Source organism: Gulbenkiania mobilis, from assembly GCA_004346645.1.
In the GTDB taxonomy this organism is placed as follows: domain Bacteria; phylum Pseudomonadota; class Gammaproteobacteria; order Burkholderiales; family Chromobacteriaceae; genus Gulbenkiania; species Gulbenkiania mobilis.
Window position 1 is genome coordinate 133,593 of sequence record SMDA01000005.1, and the last position, 18,136, is coordinate 151,728.

Annotated in this window: 19 protein-coding genes; 7 read left to right on the forward strand and 12 right to left on the reverse strand. The window is 63.3% G+C overall.

Going from position 1 to position 18,136, the window contains the following annotated elements; translation table 11 throughout:
* Positions 1-11 precede the first annotated feature (11 nt).
* Positions 12-989: a hypothetical protein gene (locus EV669_RS09215; RefSeq protein WP_132098501.1), complete on the reverse strand. Its 978-nt coding sequence runs from the start codon at positions 987-989 to the stop codon at positions 12-14.
* On the opposite strand from EV669_RS09215, the gene EV669_RS09220 reads away from it, so the two are divergent.
* Positions 988-1,410 carry a hypothetical protein gene (locus tag EV669_RS09220; protein WP_165922738.1) on the forward strand — a complete coding sequence of 141 codons (423 nt, stop codon included), beginning with the start codon at positions 988-990 and terminating at the stop codon, positions 1,408-1,410. The genes EV669_RS09215 and EV669_RS09220 overlap by 2 nt on opposite strands.
* Here the strand turns inward: EV669_RS09220 and EV669_RS09225 are convergent.
* From EV669_RS09225 to EV669_RS09250, 6 genes are all read right to left on the reverse strand, one after another.
* Positions 1,407-1,646: a hypothetical protein gene (locus EV669_RS09225; protein ID WP_207913835.1), complete on the reverse strand. Its 240-nt coding sequence runs from the start codon at positions 1,644-1,646 to the stop codon at positions 1,407-1,409. The genes EV669_RS09220 and EV669_RS09225 overlap by 4 nt on opposite strands.
* A gap of 106 nt (positions 1,647-1,752) precedes the next feature.
* On the reverse strand, positions 1,753-2,175 hold the full coding sequence (locus EV669_RS09230) for a hypothetical protein (RefSeq protein WP_132098503.1): 423 nt from the start codon (positions 2,173-2,175) through the stop codon (positions 1,753-1,755).
* Position 2,176: 1 nt separating this feature from the next.
* Positions 2,177-2,896: an AAA family ATPase gene (locus tag EV669_RS09235; RefSeq protein WP_132098504.1), complete on the reverse strand. Its 720-nt coding sequence runs from the start codon at positions 2,894-2,896 to the stop codon at positions 2,177-2,179.
* 35 nt (positions 2,897-2,931) lie between these two features.
* The gene (locus tag EV669_RS09240; RefSeq protein WP_132098505.1) at positions 2,932-5,193 is read right to left on the reverse strand and encodes a Mu transposase C-terminal domain-containing protein; all 2,262 of its coding nucleotides are present in this window, start codon (positions 5,191-5,193) and stop codon (positions 2,932-2,934) included.
* Positions 5,190-5,510 carry a hypothetical protein gene (locus EV669_RS09245; protein ID WP_132098506.1) on the reverse strand — a complete coding sequence of 107 codons (321 nt, stop codon included), beginning with the start codon at positions 5,508-5,510 and terminating at the stop codon, positions 5,190-5,192. Before EV669_RS09245 ends, EV669_RS09240 begins: the two co-directional genes overlap by 4 nt.
* Positions 5,507-5,740, reverse strand: coding sequence for a hypothetical protein (locus EV669_RS09250; protein WP_132098507.1), 234 nt, complete (start codon positions 5,738-5,740; stop codon positions 5,507-5,509). Before EV669_RS09250 ends, EV669_RS09245 begins: the two co-directional genes overlap by 4 nt.
* A gap of 142 nt (positions 5,741-5,882) precedes the next feature.
* Here EV669_RS09250 and EV669_RS09255 point away from each other — a divergent pair, with 142 nt between their 5' ends.
* From EV669_RS09255 to recR, 5 genes are all read left to right on the forward strand, one after another.
* The gene (locus EV669_RS09255; RefSeq protein WP_207913838.1) at positions 5,883-6,428 is read left to right on the forward strand and encodes a helix-turn-helix domain-containing protein; all 546 of its coding nucleotides are present in this window, start codon (positions 5,883-5,885) and stop codon (positions 6,426-6,428) included.
* A 216-nt stretch (positions 6,429-6,644) separates the two neighbouring features.
* Positions 6,645-7,106, forward strand: coding sequence for a lytic murein transglycosylase (locus tag EV669_RS09260; RefSeq protein ID WP_318271401.1), 462 nt, complete (start codon positions 6,645-6,647; stop codon positions 7,104-7,106).
* A 102-nt stretch (positions 7,107-7,208) separates the two neighbouring features.
* On the forward strand, positions 7,209-9,143 hold the full coding sequence (gene dnaX, locus EV669_RS09265) for a DNA polymerase III subunit gamma/tau (RefSeq protein ID WP_132098509.1): 1,935 nt from the start codon (positions 7,209-7,211) through the stop codon (positions 9,141-9,143).
* A gap of 3 nt (positions 9,144-9,146) precedes the next feature.
* The gene (locus EV669_RS09270; RefSeq protein ID WP_054285767.1) at positions 9,147-9,485 is read left to right on the forward strand and encodes a YbaB/EbfC family nucleoid-associated protein; all 339 of its coding nucleotides are present in this window, start codon (positions 9,147-9,149) and stop codon (positions 9,483-9,485) included.
* A 98-nt stretch (positions 9,486-9,583) separates the two neighbouring features.
* Positions 9,584-10,186 (forward strand): recombination mediator RecR, encoded by a 603-nt coding sequence (gene recR, locus EV669_RS09275; RefSeq protein WP_132098510.1) that lies wholly within the window; start codon positions 9,584-9,586, stop codon positions 10,184-10,186.
* Between the two features lie 30 nt (positions 10,187-10,216).
* Here the strand turns inward: recR and EV669_RS09280 are convergent, their stop codons facing one another.
* From EV669_RS09280 to dinG, 5 genes are all read right to left on the reverse strand, one after another.
* The gene (locus EV669_RS09280; RefSeq protein WP_132098511.1) at positions 10,217-12,037 is read right to left on the reverse strand and encodes an EAL domain-containing protein; all 1,821 of its coding nucleotides are present in this window, start codon (positions 12,035-12,037) and stop codon (positions 10,217-10,219) included.
* An 80-nt stretch (positions 12,038-12,117) separates the two neighbouring features.
* Positions 12,118-12,762 carry a hypothetical protein gene (locus EV669_RS09285; protein WP_132098512.1) on the reverse strand — a complete coding sequence of 215 codons (645 nt, stop codon included), beginning with the start codon at positions 12,760-12,762 and terminating at the stop codon, positions 12,118-12,120.
* Positions 12,763-12,910: 148 nt separating this feature from the next.
* Entirely contained in the window at positions 12,911-13,114 is a 204-nt protein-coding gene (locus tag EV669_RS09290; RefSeq protein ID WP_054286453.1) for a cold-shock protein, read from the reverse strand.
* Between the two features lie 286 nt (positions 13,115-13,400).
* Positions 13,401-13,715 carry a DUF3579 domain-containing protein gene (locus EV669_RS09295; RefSeq protein ID WP_054286454.1) on the reverse strand — a complete coding sequence of 105 codons (315 nt, stop codon included), beginning with the start codon at positions 13,713-13,715 and terminating at the stop codon, positions 13,401-13,403.
* Between the two features lie 113 nt (positions 13,716-13,828).
* Positions 13,829-15,952 (reverse strand): ATP-dependent DNA helicase DinG, encoded by a 2,124-nt coding sequence (dinG, locus tag EV669_RS09300; RefSeq protein WP_055434165.1) that lies wholly within the window; start codon positions 15,950-15,952, stop codon positions 13,829-13,831.
* A 142-nt stretch (positions 15,953-16,094) separates the two neighbouring features.
* Here dinG and EV669_RS09305 point away from each other — a divergent pair, with 142 nt between their 5' ends.
* Entirely contained in the window at positions 16,095-18,059 is a 1,965-nt protein-coding gene (locus tag EV669_RS09305; RefSeq protein WP_318271403.1) for an aminotransferase class I/II-fold pyridoxal phosphate-dependent enzyme, read from the forward strand.
* Positions 18,060-18,136: the final 77 nt, after the last annotated feature.

An 18,136-nucleotide genomic window follows, 5' to 3' on the forward strand; every position in this document is an offset into this window, starting at 1 on the left:
CACATGCCCCATTACACCTTTGCGAGGCGGCCGCCGATGGTCGTGTAAGAGTTCGATGCGGCGTAGAAGACGAGCAGAGAGAACAGGCCGGCGTACGCGCCGTTGCCCCAAGTGCCGCCGTGGTAGGCCACGGTGTTGGGGAAGCTCCAGAAGTAGTCGCCGAAGGCCGATTCGTCGCGGTCGTCGCGCGTCGTGGCGGGCAGGAAAACCGCGCCCAGGTCGAAACCGGCGTCGCGGTCGGTGGCGCGGCGGCGGAACCAGCCATCGCCCGGCGCCCCGACATCAGTCTCCACGTAGGTCTGGCTGCCGTCGGTGGCCCAGATGCGGTATTCGCTGTCGGCATTGGTCTGCAAGCCATCGACCATCTGCCAGACGTTGCCCCACAAGCCGACGATGCCGCGCCAGGTGGCCTGGGTGACCACTTCATCATCAACCGGACGCACGCCGCCGCCATTCACGTTGCCATCGCCCAGGATGGATCTGGCGTCCGGCGTGCCCAGCTCGATCAGCAGCAGCGCCTGGATGGCCGCGAGCTGGTAGATGCTCCAGAGCATCCAGCCCTCGCCGCGCGCGGCGGCGCGCGCCTGCATGGTCGGGAAGTTGATGGAGGCCAACGGCTTCAGGCCGGGCTGGCTGCCCAGCTTGTCGTCGCCGTCCGGCGTGCCCTGGAACTTCCCGACGTGGAACTGGGCCAGTTCGGCGCCGTGGTGACGGAACGCGGGGTGCAGCTCGAAGCCGGGCGCGGGTTCGGGGCTGACCCACAGCGCCTTTTTGCCCGCGTGCTCGCCGGCGGGCACGGCGCCGGCGCGGTAGTAGAAGGCCGGCACACGAACCATCTGCTGTCCGTCGATCACCTCGTCGGCGATGCCGGCGTAGGTCGGGTGGGCGTCGAAGTCGCCGGCGGCCGGCGCGATGCTGTTGCCCTCGGCGTCGATGCGCTGCCAGTTGCCCAGCGCCTTGCCGATGATGATGCCGATGATTTTTTCCATGTCTTTGCTCCTTAATGTCCTGTATGAGTCAGCCGCGCAGCGTTGGCATAAGATGTCCGTTTCGCTCGAACTGCCGGAGCCACCGATGCACCGCGTTTTTCCCGACCTTGAAACCGACCTCTCCATCATTGCCAACGTCCGCGCCAGCTTGATCGGCCTTCCGGCGACGCCGGAGAACCGGAGGAGCATTTCGCCCTTCACCTGCGCGCCGCGCTGCTACCTCATTGACGGCACCGGTGTCGTGGCCGTCTTGACCTTCGATGTTCACGACGAGCTTGACGCCGTGCTGCTTGCTCTCTTGCCGCATTGCAAACCTCCGCTTGAATACTGGTTCCTGGAAGACGATCAGGTCGTGCAGCATGGCGAAACCGACGAGGCCGATATTGCCGATGCTGCCGCCTGGCACGCCGCCAGGGCTTAAACCGTCAATTCCGCCACCCGGCAGCCGCCGCAATCCTGCCGGGGGCACGCGAAACACAAATCGTTCAGGCTGGCTTTTTCCTTGCCCGCCGCCGCCTTCTTCACCACTTCTTCCAGCGCCTGATACCGCTGGATCAACTCGCTGCCGGGCCGCTCGTACTTGCCGGAGCGCAACCGGCTGGCCACCGCCTTGGAACATCCCAGCACGGCGCCGATGTCTGCCAACGTCAGCTCCATCAGTCCTCCGGCTCAAATGCCACCGTATCCGTCACCAGCAGCCGGCGCTGCATCGTTGCCAGGGTGCGCTGCTGGTTGCTCGCCATCTGTCTCGGGGTCTGCGCCATCACTCACCCTCCCGTGCTACGCTTTCGGTATGAAACCGACGATTAAAGACCTTGCCGCTGAAGTCGCCATCCTTCGGGAACATCACCTGCTCCGCGAATTCGAGGCCAGCCAGCTCCGCGTCGAGCTTTCTTCGATGCGCCAGCATGTCAGCAGCCTGCGGGCTGAGAAGGATCGGCTTCATGACCAGCTTTTCTCCACCATGAACCAGCTCGACGTGCTGGTGCTGGCGATCAAGCAAGCGGATTTCCGTATGCGCGGCTTCAATCCGCTCATGGATGCGGTCGATCTGCTCTACCGAGACCTCTTCATGCAAAACGAGTCCGCTAGATCGCAGGAGGATCAGCGCCTCATTGAGGAGACACAGTGCCTGCTCGATGCCTGTGAGCGCTTGCGTGACCGGCTTTTCGACTAGCTTTTCCATCTCACACCTCCACCGCATGCCGGTTCGCCGTCCAGGCCAGCGCCGCATCCAGCACCGCCGCATTCAAGGCTGGCAACTCATGCACCGCCATCAGCCGGCGGCACTCCTGCGCCAGCTCCATGCCGTCGCCCCAGTTGCCCTTGCGGCAGCCGTGCCAGAACTTGGTCACGATCTCCTTGTCGGCGCAGTCGCCGCACACCGGCTTCAGGATGTGGCTGTACGTCTCGGCCCGGTCCAGATGCCCCATGCGGCTGCGCTTGGCGCCGATGCGCCGGCCCAGTTGCAGCAGTAGCTCGCGGGTGCGCGCCCCGGTGAATTGCCGCTCGTAGAACTCCGTCCCCACCAGCACCACCGCCACGTTGCATTCGTCGGCCAGGTAGCGCAGCGCTTCCAGCGCCCGCCAGTTCAGCTTGTTGGCCTCATCCACCACCAGCATCCGCCGGGCGGCGCCTTCTTCCACTGCATCCATCAAGAGCCGATCCACCGCCCCCGTGCCCTCGATGCCCAGCGCCTCAGCGGCCTTCTTCAGCAACTGGTGGCGGCTGATGCCGTCCCAGCACGCAATCCGCTTCGCCCCCAGCACCTCCACGATGCGCTTGGCCGCCGTGCTCTTGCCGCTCCCGGTGCCGCCGGTAATCTCGGCAATCGGGTTGTCCGCTTCCAGCGCCAGCCGGGCCACCGCCAGCGCCTCCTTCACGAACCTGGTATCTCTGACTTCCATTGGTTTTTCTCCTTTTTTACGCGAGTTGAAACAAATCAAAATCCCATCGCCCGTGCCGCTTCCACGTCCGGGTCGGCGGAATGGTCAAAGCGCCGGTCGAGAATCTGGGTTTTCTGCTGCGCGGCGGCATCCACCAGGGCCAGCACCGCCGCCTGCCTGGCGTCCAGCATCGCCTGCGCATCGGCAGACAGCGCAATGCGCCGCTCCCCGTGGCTGGCGGCGTCGATCACGCGGTCGACGCGGGCAAGCCGGGCGAATTCGCCCATCAGGTCGCGCGGGTCCAGCCAGGCCACTTGCCCCTTCATCACGCTCACCGCCTGGCGGGCTTCCGTTGCCAGCTTGCCGGCATGCTTGGCGCCAGCCGGGTCGGCAAAGGCAAACACCGGGGCGGGCAGGGCCACGCACAAGAGCTGCCCCTTCCTGAACACATAGGCCGCATCCGGCGAATGGCGCGGCCAGCGCACGCTCACCGTTTCGCCGTCGTACTCATGCAGCCTGGGGTGGTAGTAGTGCCAGCCCCCGGCCTCCACCTGCCCGGCGCGCACCTTGCGCTCGCTGCGCTCAGAAAATGCCAGCGCCAGCGCCTCGCTATTGACCACCGTGCGCTTGAAGCCCAGGTTCTGGAACTCCGCCATCTTCTCGGCCGGGCTCATGCCTTCCAGATGCCCACCCTGCGGCACCCCGTGGTAGAACGCCAGCGACTGGCCGATGAATGCCTTCAGGTCATCCAGGCTGGTGGCCGAAACCCCCTTGCCCAGCGTCGCCACCTTCTTGCGCATCCGGTCGCTGCCGCTAAAGCTCTTGTGCCAGCTAAAGAAGCGCAGCAGGTTGGAGAACTGGCCTTCCAGGCTCTTGGCGCGGGGTTTGAACGGGATCGAGCGGAACACCCGGCCCTCTTCGCCCAGGGCGTCGTCGCCCCACGCGCCGCCAAACGCCCCGGCGGAGAACACCGCCAGATCGCGCCAGGCATCCAGCATCTCCATCCACGAATACTCAGAGCCGTTGTCCAGGTACAGCCGGCGCGGCATGCCCCAGGGCGCGTCCTCGCACATCTTGGCAAAGGCCAGCGCCACATGCTCCCGGCGCACGCTGCCGCCGGGATTGGAAAGGAACCCGGTGATATGCAGCATGTTGGTCGCCGCGTCCTGCCAGGCAATCAACCGCGCCCAGCCAAGCGTTCCATCCGGGCGGGTAACGGGAATGTCAGACGGCGACACGTCGCCAAACACAATATCCCCCGGCTTCAGCATCGCCCGGCTGCGGGTAATGCTCGTCTGGTGCCGGTCGTAATGCCCCTTGCCATCCCGGCTGGCCGTCGCCACCACCGCAAAGCGCCGCTCCCCCTCGATGAAGCGCCGGGCCTTCAGCAACTTGCACGCTTTATCTGCGACAAACTCCGGCATTCCGGCGGCGACCGACAGCTTGTGCAGCACCGGGTAAGCCAAGAGCGCCACCTGCTTGGCCGAACGCTGCCCCTGCTGCGCCCACAGCCCGCGCACCACCAGCGTCAGCTCATGCGCAATCTCAAGCTGCTTCTCCAGCGAAATGCCGCAACCCCGCGCCGCCACTTCCCAGTCGGAATAGATCACCACGCGGGCCTGATGCCTGTCGCTGCGCGGCTTGTCCATCAAGGCCGGGAACCCGCCTTGCTGGTAACGCTTGATCCAGCGGTACAGCGTGGCCTTGCTCTCGCCGTGGGCCTGCGCCTGCGCCACCACAAAATCCGCCTTGCCGCGCTTGCCATCCGGCCAATCCAGAATGGGCTTGATGATGCGCAGGCGGCGCTCCGCCTCCTTCACCCGCTTCATCGTCTCGGCCCTGTTTTCATCCACGGCCAGACCGGCAGCCAGGCCAGCGGCGAAGAAATCCGCCGCTGCATCCGCCCCGCCCCCAGGGGTGAGCCCACCCGCCACGGTGGCCGCCGGGCTGGAATTAGCAGGGGAGGGCAATCCCGCCTGGATGGGCTCGCCGCTGGGGGCGGGAAGGGAAGGCGCTACATCCGGCGTAGCAACAGCGACATTTGGCGTAGCCGGCAAAGCCGGCGCCGGCGGGACGGCGCCCGCCTCGCTGCCGGTGTGCTCCTTGGCCTTTTCAATCGCCAGATGCACGTTGATGGCGGCTTGGACTTTCGGCGGCAGGGACGAAACGTGGATTTCGATGCCTTTGCCTCGCTCTTTAGTGCGAGTTGCAGCCAAATTTTTTTGCACCTGCTTGCGCCATCCGCGATCAGTTGAGGGCATACCAGGCAGCCGCATGTCAGCCAGCTCCTGCGGCGAGAACCATTCGCGCTGGCTCATGGCATCACCTCATACAGGGTGGCGATCAGCTTGGCGCGGCCCCGTTTGGTGAAGTTCTGCGCCATCCCATCCACCAGTTCCATGCAGCGCTCCAGCCGCTCGGCATTCGGGCGTCCCGCCACCCGGCGGGCGCGGGAATGGTCGGCATGACGCATCAGGGAAATCGACTTGTCTTCCGGGATGAACACATAGTGCGCCCAGCCGCCGCGCACGGGCCGGGACTCGATTTGCAGCCCCATCCGCTCCGCCCAGGTCTTGGCGGTTTTCTTGCAGCAACCCAGCATGTCAGCCAGGTCTTTGGTCCGCATCCACATCATTCCACCTCCAGCATCACCGGCTCGTCGGCCAGCGTCTTGCGCAGGTCGGCCATGATCTGGCGGGTGATGCCGCCGTGCGGCTCGCGGTCTTCCCGCTGGCCCCAGTCATAAATCGCCCGCCGCACAGAAGCCGAAATATGCCCCCGGCTTTGCGCCCATTCCTCCACGCTCCGGTAGCCGCGCAACATCAGTTGCGTCCGAACCTGCTGCATGTTTCCGATTGCTTTCATGGGTGCTATCCTCGTTCAACAAGTTGAGTAACTAGCTCGCACTATAAGGCGTTCAATATGCGCTAGTCAAGCACTTTGGTGCGAGTTTTTTAGTTCCGATTCCAAACCGGAACTGGTTGGCGGGCAAGAAAGGCGGTTTATTGTGAAAAATCATACAGATGGAGACGAATCGGAACGCCTTCCCGGTTCCGATTCTCAAGTTCCGATTCTCAGCACTGAATCGGAACTGAAAGACCGCATCCGAGAAATCATTGACGGCGAGGCTGTCGCTGCCTTTGCGCGCCGCTGCGGCATCACGGAGAGCCTTGTCAGAAAGTACCTGTCCGGCTCGCAGCCATCTGTGGAAAACCTTGTTTTGCTGGCGTCGACCGCAGGAGTGTCTGTTGAATGGCTTGCTACGGGCCGTGGCATCCGCCGTGCCGTAGATATGCGCAAAGCCGAGAAAGCCTTGCAGGACGGGGCTTTCCGCGTCATTGAGGGCGAATCCCGCCCCCTCACCGCCGCCGAACAAGACGCCAGCACCGCCCGCCGCCTCGAAGCCATCGCCCACCTCGTCGCCAGCCTGGATTCCCCCAGGGAGCAGGCCGCCCTCCTCGACGAGCTTCTCTCTCGCGCTCAAAACGCGGCAGAAATGCACGCGCTGAAGCGGGCGGTCGCTGAACTGCGCGCCGCCCAAAAATCCGCCTGAGCCTTGCACCCAGGCCGTTTCACAGGAATCCCGATGACCCCACTACAACAACTGGTCAGCCTCCAGGCCCACACCATCGCCGCCGCCTTCGCGGTCTAGTTTTTCTCAAATAATCCGCGCAAATCCCCGCCCCCGCGCCGCGCCCCCGAAAGCCTTATCCCACAAGCCTTTCACGCCATTTCGCGCCATTTCACGCCGCTTCATGTCTCATCTAGGTTGTCTCACCTAGTCTTTTCCCTCTTAGCGGTGGACTTCGACGGCGATGGCCAGCGCGACATCTGGAACAGCCCGGTGGATGCCATCGGCAGCATTGCCAACTACTTCCGTCAGCATGGCTGGGTGCATGGTGACGATGTGGTTGTGCCTGCCACGCTCGCGCCGGGAGCCGATGTGGCCGCGCTGGTGGCCGACAAGTTCAACCTCCATTACACCGTGGCCGACCTCAAGGCGCGTGGCGTGATGCCGCTGGGTCCGGTGGCCGACAACGTGCCGGCCGTACTGGTACCGCTGGAAACCTCGCCTGGCGTGACCGAATACTGGCTCGGCTTGAATAACTTCTATGTCATTACGCGCTACAACAAGAGCACCCTCTACGCCAAAGTAGCGCAGGAGATTGCGCTGGAAATGAAAGCGCGCTACCTGGCTGAAACCGCCGCACCGCAGGCCGAAAGCCGTTGAGGCTGGCCGAAGCCGTCCGGCGCCTGTGCGCTCCCGTGTGTCGACCGGGCCCGAGCTACAAACCAGTCGCCTCCTTGGGCGAATGTCTTTAGAATCCGCCGCATGAGCTATCAAGTGCTGGCGCGCAAGTGGCGCCCCAAACGTTTTGCCGATCTGGTCGGGCAGGAGCATGTGGTCCGCGCGCTGGCCAATGCGCTCAAGAGCGAGCGGTTGCACCATGCCTATCTTTTGACCGGAACGCGTGGGGTGGGCAAGACCACCATCGCCCGCATCTTGGCCAAGAGCCTCAACTGCGAGGCCGGCATCGGCGCCGAGCCTTGCGGTGTCTGTCAGGCCTGCCAGCAGATCGACGCGGGGCGTTTCGTTGACCTGCTTGAGATTGACGCCGCCTCGAATACCGGCATCGACAACATCCGCGAAGTACTGGAAAACGCCCAGTACGCACCAAGCCTCGGCCGCTACAAGGTCTACATCATCGATGAAGTGCATATGCTCTCCAAGAGCGCCTTCAACGCGATGCTCAAGACCTTGGAAGAGCCGCCGGCCCATGTGAAGTTCATCCTCGCCACCACCGACCCGCAAAAAGTGCCGGTGACCGTACTCAGCCGTTGTCTGCAGTTCTCGCTGCGCAACATGACGCCACAGCAGGTGGCTACGCATCTGGCGCATGTCCTGGAGGCAGAGGGGGTGTGCTACGAGCCGGCTGCACTGACGCTGCTGGGGCGTGCCGCCAGCGGATCGATGCGTGACGCGCTGTCGCTGCTGGACCAAGCTATCGCCTACGGGGTGGGCGAGGTGGCCGAAGACGGTGTGCGTGCGATGCTTGGCGCGGTGGACCGCCGTTATCTTTTCAGCCTGCTTGCCGCGTTGGCCGAAGGCGATGGGGCCCGGCTGATGGCCGAGGCCGATGCCTTGGCGGAGCGTGGGGTAGGTTTCGAGAGCGCACTTTCCGAGCTTTCGCTGCTGCTGCATCAGGTGGCCTTGGCGCAGACCGTGCCCGCCGCCATCGCGCCCGACGACCCGGAGCGGGACGCGCTGTTCGCCCTTGCGGCTGGGATGGCCCCCGAAGATGTGCAGCTTTATTACCAGATCGCCATCCACGGCAAGGCCGATATCGGCTTGGCGCCGGACGAGCATGCCGGTTTCAGCATGACTCTGCTGCGCATGCTGGCCTTCCATCCGGTGGAAGGGGGGTACAGTGCCCCGCCCGCCGGGGGGGGGCGCCCGGCAGCGCCTTCCATTCCTGCGGCCGGTGGTCATGAGCCTGCCCGTGCCATGCATGACGGTGAAGGCCATGCCGGAGCCAAGGCGCTGATCGCGCGCATTTCCGGTCGTCCGGCAGCGGGCGAATCCGCAGCCACCCCTCCGGAGGCCGCTTCCGAAAACAGTGAGCCAGAGCCTGCATCCGCCTCGGCAGAGGGGGCGCCAGGCGCCGTGGACATGGCTTCCCAACCCCTCCGGGCAGCGAGCGTCACGCTTTCCGCCTCGCCGGCCTCGGACGTGGTGCCGCCGTGGGTAGAAGAACCGAGCTTGGCCGAAGAGGCTGTCTCTCATGGCGAAGGCCGCAAAGTGGCGGCCGGCGCGCCCACCCCGTTGAGCACGGCCGAGCCAGACAGCGAGGCTGTTGTAGCAAACGTAGACGAGGCGGTCTTCGACGGTGACTGGAACGGCTGGGTGGCCCGGCTCAGCGGGCGCATGGGAACAGCCCGAATGTTGGCGCAGAATGCCGCACTGCGCAGCTGGGATGGTCAGCGGCTGGAGCTTTCCGTCAGCGAGGCCTTCCGGCATCTGGCGTCGCGGGACTATCAGGAAAAGCTGCGCGCGGTCATCCGCGAATGTTTTGGGCCCGGGCTGGAACTGAGCGTGCGCGTGGAAAACTCTGCCGAGGAGACACCTGCCATGCGTGACGCGCGGGTGCGCCAGAAGCATCTGGCCCAAGCCAAGGAATCCTTGGAAAACGACCCTGTCGTACAGCTGATGGTGCGTGAGTTCAACGCCACCTTGCTGCCCGACACGATTCAACCCGTTCAGGAGTAAACGATGTTTGGTAAAGCCGGAATTGCCGGGCTGATGAAGCAAGCCCAGCAGATGCAGGAAAACATGAAGAAAGCCCAGGAAGAGCTGGCCCGTATCGAGGTGGAGGGCCAGTCCGGCGCAGGCCTCGTCAAGGTGGTGATGACCTGCGGCCATGACGTAAAGCGGGTATCGATCGACGAGAGCCTGCTGGCCGATGCCAAGGACGACAAGGAAATGCTGGAAGACCTGGTTGCGGCTGCAGTCAACGATGCGGTCCGCAAGGTGGAAAGCACCTCGCAGGAGAAGATGTCCGGTTTTACGCAGGGTCTCAACCTGCCGCCGGGCATGAAACTGCCGTTCTGAGCCGTCTGGGGCCGGTGCCTGCCGGCCTTTCCTCCGGCCCCGGGATGATGATGCGTGCCGGGTCCGGTTCTTCCTCGTCCCGTTCCTCCCTTCCAAGCATGAAAAATCCTCCTTCGCTCGATCAACTGATCGCGGCCCTGAAGGTGCTGCCGGGTGTGGGCCCGAAGTCGGCCCAGCGGATGGCCTTTCATCTCCTCCAGCGCGACCAGGCCGGTGCGCTCAAGCTGGCGCGCGCCATCGGACAGGCGCTGGAAAATCTCCAGCATTGCGAGCGGTGCAATACCTTCAGCGAGACGGCCCTTTGCAACCTGTGTGCCGATGCCTCACGGCGTCAGGACCAACTGTGCGTGGTGGAAATGCCCGCCGACCTGATGACGATGGAGCAAGCGCAGTGCTTTGAAGGGTTGTACTTCGTACTCATGGGGCGGGTGTCGCCCATGGACGGGATCGGGCCGCGAGACGTGCATCTGGACCGGCTGCTCAACCGTGCGCTGGATGGGCAGGTGGAAGAAGTGATTCTGGCGACGAACTTCACCGCCGAAGGCGAACTGACTGCCAACATGATTACCGAGCTGTTGCGCAGCCGCGGCCTGCGGGTCAGTCGGATCGCGCGCGGCATGCCGGTCGGCGGCGAAGTGGAGTATGTTGACCTGGGCACGCTGGCCCAGTCGCTGTACGAGCGGCGTACACTGAGCGAGTAGGCGGGCAGGGACTGAGGCTTCGGCCAACCTTCACAAGGTTTGAAGTGCGGTTGTGCGCGGTTCTGGAGGGTGGGGGGCTGGTGGCGGTTCGGCGGTGGCGGGCAGCCCTTTGAAGAAGACTCCGGCCTCAACGGGCCGTCCAAAGAGGTAGCCTTGACCCAGTTCTGCACCCATCGCGCAGGCCTGGGCATGCTGGTACTCGGTTTCGATGCCTTCCACCACCACGCGTAGCCCCAGATCCTGTCCCAAGTGCACCATTGCCGCAACCAGCAGCGCGCTCTTACGGCTCTGATCTAGATTCTGAACTAGGCGCTGGTCGATCTTCAGGCTGTCGAAGGGCAGGGCCTCGAGCATGTTGATCGAGGCATAGCCCGAGCCGAAGTCGTCCATTGCCAGTTCATAGCCTAACTGGTGAATCGTATCGAAAAATTGCCGTGCCTTTTCCATGTTGGGGAACAGCGCGGTCTCGGTCAGTTCCAGACGCAGTGCCACCGACTCCGGCAGCAGGGCGGCAACCTCGGCCAGTACCGGCAGCAGTGCCTCGTCCAATAGCTGCCGTCCAGATACGTTGATCGACAGAAAGAAACCGGCAGGGAGACGTGCGGCCGAGGTGTGCAGCAGCCGCGCTGCCTCCGTCACCACCCAGCGGCCGATCGGCTGGATCAGGTCGGTTTCTTCGCAGGCGGGGATGAATTCGCCTGGAGGGACCAGACCACGTACGGGATGTCGCCAGCGGATCAGTGCTTCTGCCCCCACGATGTGCCGGTCCTTCAGGCGTACCACGGGCTGCAGGAACAGCTCGAACTCGCCTTCGGTGAGCGCGCGCTTCAGCTCATGCTTGAGGCGCAGCTGGGCATGTCGCCGCGACAACAGCCCCGGTGAAAATTCGCGATACCGTTCTGCACCCTCGGGCAGACCCTGTACAGCCAGCTTCGCTTCGCGAATCACCCCTTCGGCATCACGATGGCGACTGTCCAGTCGGGTTGCCCCCAGCACCGGCTGCACCGGCAGGCCCAGGTGGCACTCTCCCATCAGTGCAGCCATTTCCTGATCGCACAACTCCAGCAGTTGTGGTACTGGAAATTCCAGCGGCAATACCAGCCCGAGGCGGTTCTCACGCACGAGGAAAAGGCGCGTATCGAGGTCGGGGTGCCGGAAGGCTTCCAGCCTTAGCGCCAGGCAACGGGCAAAGTCGGCAAAGACAGCGCCCCCGAGCGCATCCCCATGCAGTGCCCGCAGATCGGTCAGCCCGGCCAGCCGGATGAGGATGAAGCGCCGGCTCTCCTGTTGCGTAGGAAGCGTGCGCAGCAGGTGCTCAAGGTGAGTTTGCAAAGCCGACGGGGAAGAAAGCAGGGCCGAGAGGTCTGGGCTCGGGAGTTCCACTGCCGGCGCAAGCGCGCCGTAAAGATGGCGGGGGCGCCCTTGTGCATCGCGTTCCAGAGAGGCGCGGAGGCGCGTCCATTCGTATTGATGTCCCCCGCGCATCAGGCGGCACTCGGCTTGAAAATGCAGGTGACGGCCGGCCAGAAAGGCATGGTACTGCTGTGCCAGTAGCGAACGGTCCTGTGGGTGTACCAGCGCCAGCCAGTTGTGCAGCTTCTGTCGCAGTTCCGCTTCCACCTGGGGCTGGAAGTGCAAGGCTTGGTTGAGGAAGAACTGCAAGTGCCGCGTGGTGTGATCGTAATGCCAGGCGGCACCGTTCTCGGCGGCCACCAGTTCGAGCAGGGCGGGATGAGCGGCCGATGGTGTCAGCCCGCAGCCGTGGGACGGGTTGCGGGCGTAAAAGATGTCGACCTTGGCCGGTAGATCGATCTCCGGCGGAAGGGGAACGGCGGTTCGGGAGGCGAGCACGTTGTTCTTTTATTGTTAACGGCCGGAGACAGCATCATATCAGCCCCTCTGTCGGAGGGCACCCCTCTCCTTGGGCCCGCTCAGCCCTGGCCCCCCGGTGCCAGGTTCTGCAGGTGGATGCGTACCTCCTGCGGTTGGTGCAGGGGCTCTCCGGCGGTGCGGTAGATTTTGAGCTGGCCGTTGGTGATGATGCCGGTCTCCAGGCGTTGCGAAGCGGGGTCGACGATCAGGTAGGCACTGCAATCGCCAGCGGCATGGGGCTTGTTGCCAGTGACGTACAGCACGGTCTCCTTGGACAGCGGCCCGCTGGTGGCGATGCACGTCTTGAACCGGTTAAAGTCTGCTCCTAGCACCGCGTGCAGCGGCTCTGCCAGGGGAGGGCTATCGTAAAGCCTGAGGTCGGCCGGGTATTTGCCCACTCGTGTTTCCAGCAGGGCCCACTGGCCCGCGTTCTTGACGATCTGGGCCGAGGACTTCCACTGGGCCAATTTCTTTTCGACCTCCGGGCGTGCTTCGCTGGCCATGACCTTGGCTTCGGCCAAGGCCTCGCTGGCTTCCCGCTTGATCGCGGCCACCGGCACGCTGGCCTGGCGCGCAATATCATGTGCCTGTACTGCGGCTGCTGAGGCGGCTTGTCGGATTTCGGGTGTGGGTGCGTCGTCGCAGCCGCTCACTAGGGCGGTGACCAGCATCCCGGACAGGGAAAGAGCGAGCGGGTGGTGCATGACGACTCCATCTGGATATGGTGATAGAGTAGAGAACGCCCTTTGCGCATGAAAGTTCCGGGCAGGCCGGGGCAGGGCGCAGGAGGGGGCGCAGGCAACAAAAAACCCGGCCGGGGCCGGGTTCTTGATCGCGTCGGTTACCGACGAATCAGATGGCTTCGATGTTGGAAGCCTGCTTGCCTTTCGGGCCTTCGGTTACATCGAAGGAGACACGCATGTTTTCGGCCAGGCTGCGGAAGCCCTTGCCTTTGATCTGGGTGAAGTGCGCGAACAGGTCGTCGCCGCCTTCATCCGGAGTAATGAAACCAAAGCCTTTAGCGTCGTTGAACCATTTAACGGTACCGGTTGCCATTATTGCTGCTTCCCTTAAGTAATGAAAATAAATCGACTTCTATGATGCAACGAAAATCAAGGGAACGACGAGTCAAGATACGGACAAACCAGACTTGGCCAACGGATTCACTGCTTGAAAATCTTGCATCGCTGATTGTGTAGCAAAATGCTCGCCAAGCAAAGCCTTTTTTGCATCCAGCAGCTTTTTTTTGAAAAAATACCTGCACAGTCCGGTGCTAATGCCTTGGCGTACGCACCGAGTGCGCATGGCAGCGAACCCGGCTGGGCCAGGTTCGGGCAGGGGGTCAAGCGAGGAATTTGCTGGGATAGATCTCGTCGATCAGCGTTCGGCAGTCGACGATGCGCAGATCGTTGTCTTTAGCGAAATCCATCAGGAAACGGAAGACCGGGGGGTGGGCCTTTTCCAGCTTCTTGTCGACCGCGACGCAGCGCACTCCCTCAAGCAGCATGGGGCGGACGTACTCGTGGTAGGCCAGTTTCTGGTCCTCGCCGAAGGAGGCCAGGATGCCCGAAAGGCGTTCTGCCCAATCGCTGGGCCGGAACGTGCGCCCTTCGCTGGTGAGGCCTTGGATGACGATTTCGTACGGGTTGCAGATCATGATGGGCCGGATGCGTTCTGTCGGTGATGTCTCTTTGCCGGTGCGGTTATTGTTGTGGTCCGTCTTCCTGCCTGTGAGGTCCGCCCGGAATTTTGAACAATTTTACCTGAAAACTAGATGCGCTTGAATGGCGGCAACGAGGCGAGCAGTTTTTTGCCATAGCGCTGTCGTGTCAGGCGGTTGTCGAGGATGGTGACGCGGCCATAATCGTGCTCGGTTCGGATCAGCCGTCCCACTGCCTGCACCAGCTTGACGGAAGCCTCGGGAATCGTCAGTTCGATGAAGGGGTTGCCACCCCGCTTCTCTATCCAGCGAGCAAGCGTCTTGCCGACCGGGTCGTCGGGCATGGCGAACGGCAGCTTGGCAATGATGACGTGCACGCAGGCCTCGCCGGGCAGGTCCAGCCCTTCGGCAAACGAGTCCAGCCCGAAGATGATGCTGGGCTGCCCTGCGGCCAGGCGCTGGTGATGCGCCTCCAAAAGGCGCGCCTTGGGTAGCATGCCTTGCACCTGTAAGGCTTCTTGGTAGGGCTCGGGCAGACTTTCGGCCACTTCCATCATCTGCCGTCGGGAGGAAAACAGCACCAGTGAGCCGACAGCATGACTCAGGTCCACGAGCCGGGGCAGCCATTCGACGATTTCCCGCGTGTGGGCGCCAGGATCCTTGGGGCTGGCATTGAGCGGCGGCAGGTAGAGCTCGCCCTGGCTCTGGAAGTCGAAGGGGGAGTCCAGGGCCTGGCAGCTGACTTCCGGCAGCCACTTGAGGCCGGTCTGCGACAGCAGGAGGTCGAATTCACCCAGGGATCGCAGTGTGGCCGAGGTGAGCAAGGCCCCGGCGGCACGGCGCCAGAGAGTGCTCGCCAGACTGGCTGCGGCACTGACCGGCGAGGCGCAGAAGAGGTAGTCGCCCTTGCCCTCGCTGCGACGGATGATCCACTTGGCGATCGGCGGTGCGTTCTCGTCGGGTTCTTTTTCGAAGAGATCCCATACCGCCATCATTTGTTCGGCACGACCAAGGAGGAAGCCCAGGTCGCTGGCAAGCTTGTCCGACTGCGCGGCATCCGGCCCCTTGCGCTTTTCCGCCAAGGCGTCGGACAGTCCTGAGAGATGCTTGAATACCATCCGGGCCGAGAGCGCAAGGTTGGCCGAAGGCAGCTTCAGATGCTCGGGCAGCCTGCCGTCCTCGATCAGCCAGGTAGGCTCCAGATTATCGCTGCTGGCGGCCAGAGCGGGCTCTGCGCCCAGAAGCCACATCCATTCGGTGAGCGTTTCCATGGCGGCCCCGGCCGCCTCGATTGCCTGATCGGCCAGTTCGTGTTTTGCGGTGAGGGCCTCGACCTTTGCGGCCGTAGTGGCCACTTTTTCGAGCCAGAACATTGCCTGAGACAGCGAGTGTTCGGCAGCAAACTGGCTGATGGCCTTCTTGGCCAGGTGATGGGCCTCGTCGATGCAGTAGAAGCTGCTGTCGGGCGCCGGAAGGATGACGCCGCCCCCCATGGCAATGTCCGCAAGCAACAGGTCGTGATTGGTAACGATGACGTCCACCGTCTCCAGCACCTCGCGGGCCAGGTAAAAAGGGCACTCCGGGCGGTTCGGGCAGGCACTCTTGAGACAGCCGTGCCGGTCGTTGGTGACGCGCATCCACAGGGCGTCCTCCACATTGGCCGGCAGGGTGTCGCGGTCGCCGTTCCACTGGCGATGCTGAAAGCTGTCTGCCATCTCCCGCAGCTGAAGGATCTCCGCTTCCTCCGGCTTCTTGTCCCACACCGCCAAGCCTGGGTCGAAGCCCAGCATGTCGGCCTGGGCATTCTCACTGGTGAGCTGGTAAAGGCGGTAGGGGCAGAGGTAGCGGCTGCGGCCCTTGGCCAGCGCGAAGGTAAGCGGCAGGCCGCTTTTTTCCACTACGAAGGGCAGGTCCCGGTTGACCAGCTGCTCCTGCAGGGCGACGGTGGCGCTCGACACCGTCAGCTTCTTGTTGCGGGCGCGGGCCATGATGCCCCCGGCCAGCAGGTAGGCGAGGCTCTTGCCGACACCCGTGGGACCCTCCACCACCACGATGCTTTCGCCTGCCCGTTCCGGCAGGTCGCCTTCCTCCACCGCTTCCTTGCTGCGCGAGAAGGCGTTGGCAATCGCGGCCAGCATCTGCCGCTGGGCGGGGCGGGAACGGAAGCCAGGAAGGTTGTCGGCGATGGCGCGATAGTGATCGCGGATGGCAGCTTTTTCGGCGTCGGTGAGCATGGCCGGCATTTTACCCGATGCCGCAGGTGTGCACCCGCAAAATGACGGAAGGGCTGCTGCCCGCTAGGATAGTCCGACAACAAGCAAGAACGAGCGTACACGGACAGATCAAAACAAGTACGCATCCATACACGCAAAGGAGATGACTGTGACCCCCATCAGTCGAGTACTGGTTGTCAGTGATGATGCGGCCTGGCTGGCAGACCGCCTGGCCGGGCTGGGAGCCGCCGCGGTGCGGCTGGAGAACCCCTACGGGCTGACCTTTGTCGGCTCCGCCGATGCCCAAGCGGCGCTGGAGGCGATCGCTGCCGATGGCGAGATCCAGATCGTGCTCGTCGACAAGCGGTTGGCCGAACGCCGCAGCCGGCAAGCGGCCAGCGAACTGGCCAACCGCATCAATGCCTTCCGTCCGGAAATCTCGCTCTATGTTTTCCTGGAAGATGATGATCAGAAGGCAGGCGTGGAAGAACTGGCCAGCCATGCGGTGGATGGCTATTTCTACCGCGACGAGACCGATTTCCACGGCTGGTTCCGCATCCTTTCGGCTGAGATTGCCGAGAAATCTGCCACGCCCTTCTACGACCGGCTCAAACAGTATGTACGGATGGCCAAGGATTCCTGGCACACCCCGGGCCATTCGGGTGGGGATTCCCTCAAGGGCAGTGCCTGGGTGGGGGAGTTCTACGATTTCGTGGGGGAGAATCTGCTGCGCGCCGACCTCTCGGTCTCGGTGCCCATGCTGGACTCGCTGCTGCATCCCACCGGGGTGATCGCCGAGGCGCAAATGCTGGCCGCCAAGGCCTTCGGCGCGCGCAAGACCTACTTTGCCACCAACGGCACATCCACCTCCAACAAGGTGATCTTCCAGACGCTGCTGGCCCCCGGCAACAAGCTGCTTCTGGATCGCAACTGCCACAAGTCCGTCCATCACGGAGTCATCCTTTCCGGGGCCCGGCCCGTCTATCTGGATTCGTCCGTCAATCGCCGTTACGGGATCTTCGGGCCGGTGCCCAAGGCCACGGTGCTGGAGGCGATCGAGGCCAATCCCGACGCGCGCGTGCTGATCCTGACGTCGTGCACCTATGACGGGCTGCGCTACGATCTGGCGCCTATCGTGGAAGCGGCGCATGCGCGCGGCATCAAGGTGATCGTGGATGAGGCCTGGTACGGGCACGCCCGCTTTCATCCCGCTTTCCGGCCTACGGCGCTGGAGTCGGGGGCGGACTATGTCACGCAAAGCACGCACAAGGTGCTGTCGGCCTTTTCCCAGGCCAGCATGATCCACGTCAACGACCCAGGCTTTGACGAGCACCTGTTCCGGGAAAACTTCAACATGCATGCCTCCACCAGCCCGCAGTACAGCCTGATCGCCAGCCTGGATGTGGCACGCAAGCAGGCGGTGATGGAGGGTTACCGCATCCTGGAGCGCACCTTGCGTCTGGCGCAGGAACTGCGGCAGAAGATCAACTCCACCGGCGTGTTCCGGGTGCTGGAGCTGGAAGACCTGCTGTCGGAAGAGGTGCGAGAGGACGGCATCACCTTGGACCCGACCAAGCTGACGGTGGACATCTCCGAGTCTGGCTACACGGCCGACGAACTGCAGCAGCTGTTGTTCGAACGCTTCAACATCCAGGTGGAGAAGACCACTTTCAACACGCTAACGCTGCTACTGACGATGGGCACCACGCGCAGCAAGGTGTCCCGCCTGCACGACGCCATGCTGCGCGTGGCCAAAGACCGGCGGCCGCCGCGTGTGTTCTCCCGCCTCCCGGAGATTCCGCGCTTCACCCGCCTGGCCTGCCTGCCACGCGATGCCTTCTACGAGGGCGGGGAGCGCCTTCCCCTGCTGGACGACGACGGACGCCCCAATCCGGCCCTGGTGGGGCGGGTATGCTGCGACCAGGTGGTGCCATATCCGCCGGGTATCCCGGTGCTGGTGCCAGGCCAGGTCATCGAAGAAACGATCACGTCCTATCTTGCCCGTCTGCAAAAGACACAAAAGACCATCGAAATGCACGGGTTGGCCGAAGATGGCGGGGAATTCATGGTGCGCGTGCTCAAGCCGGAAGAGCTGGAGCGGCTCCCTGGCAGATTGTTGTTTTCGTAAGCCTTGTCACCCGCGCTGATTTCCGATAAATATAACTCTTGTCGCAATTATGTAAATCATGCATTTGTCGTGCATGA

Bases quoted from the DNA above. Each gene is read 5' to 3' on its own strand.
- EV669_RS09220 (WP_165922738.1), top strand. From the start codon at position 988: ATGTCTTTGCTCCTTAATGTCCTGTATGAGTCAGCCGCGCAGCGTTGG.
- EV669_RS09215 (WP_132098501.1), bottom strand. From the start codon at position 989: ATGGAAAAAATCATCGGCATCATCATCGGCAAGGCGCTGGGCAACTGG.
- EV669_RS09225 (WP_207913835.1), bottom strand. From the start codon at position 1,646: ATGGAGCTGACGTTGGCAGACATCGGCGCCGTGCTGGGATGTTCCAAG.
- EV669_RS09230 (WP_132098503.1), bottom strand. From the start codon at position 2,175: ATGGAAAAGCTAGTCGAAAAGCCGGTCACGCAAGCGCTCACAGGCATC.
- EV669_RS09235 (WP_132098504.1), bottom strand. From the start codon at position 2,896: ATGGAAGTCAGAGATACCAGGTTCGTGAAGGAGGCGCTGGCGGTGGCC.
- EV669_RS09240 (WP_132098505.1), bottom strand. From the start codon at position 5,193: ATGAGCCAGCGCGAATGGTTCTCGCCGCAGGAGCTGGCTGACATGCGG.
- EV669_RS09245 (WP_132098506.1), bottom strand. From the start codon at position 5,510: ATGATGTGGATGCGGACCAAAGACCTGGCTGACATGCTGGGTTGCTGC.
- EV669_RS09250 (WP_132098507.1), bottom strand. From the start codon at position 5,740: ATGAAAGCAATCGGAAACATGCAGCAGGTTCGGACGCAACTGATGTTG.
- dnaX (WP_132098509.1), top strand. From the start codon at position 7,209: ATGAGCTATCAAGTGCTGGCGCGCAAGTGGCGCCCCAAACGTTTTGCC.
- EV669_RS09270 (WP_054285767.1), top strand. From the start codon at position 9,147: ATGTTTGGTAAAGCCGGAATTGCCGGGCTGATGAAGCAAGCCCAGCAG.
- recR (WP_132098510.1), top strand. From the start codon at position 9,584: ATGAAAAATCCTCCTTCGCTCGATCAACTGATCGCGGCCCTGAAGGTG.
- EV669_RS09285 (WP_132098512.1), bottom strand. From the start codon at position 12,762: ATGCACCACCCGCTCGCTCTTTCCCTGTCCGGGATGCTGGTCACCGCC.
- EV669_RS09290 (WP_054286453.1), bottom strand. From the start codon at position 13,114: ATGGCAACCGGTACCGTTAAATGGTTCAACGACGCTAAAGGCTTTGGT.
- EV669_RS09295 (WP_054286454.1), bottom strand. From the start codon at position 13,715: ATGATCTGCAACCCGTACGAAATCGTCATCCAAGGCCTCACCAGCGAA.
- dinG (WP_055434165.1), bottom strand. From the start codon at position 15,952: ATGCTCACCGACGCCGAAAAAGCTGCCATCCGCGATCACTATCGCGCC.
- EV669_RS09305 (WP_318271403.1), top strand. From the start codon at position 16,095: ATGACTGTGACCCCCATCAGTCGAGTACTGGTTGTCAGTGATGATGCG.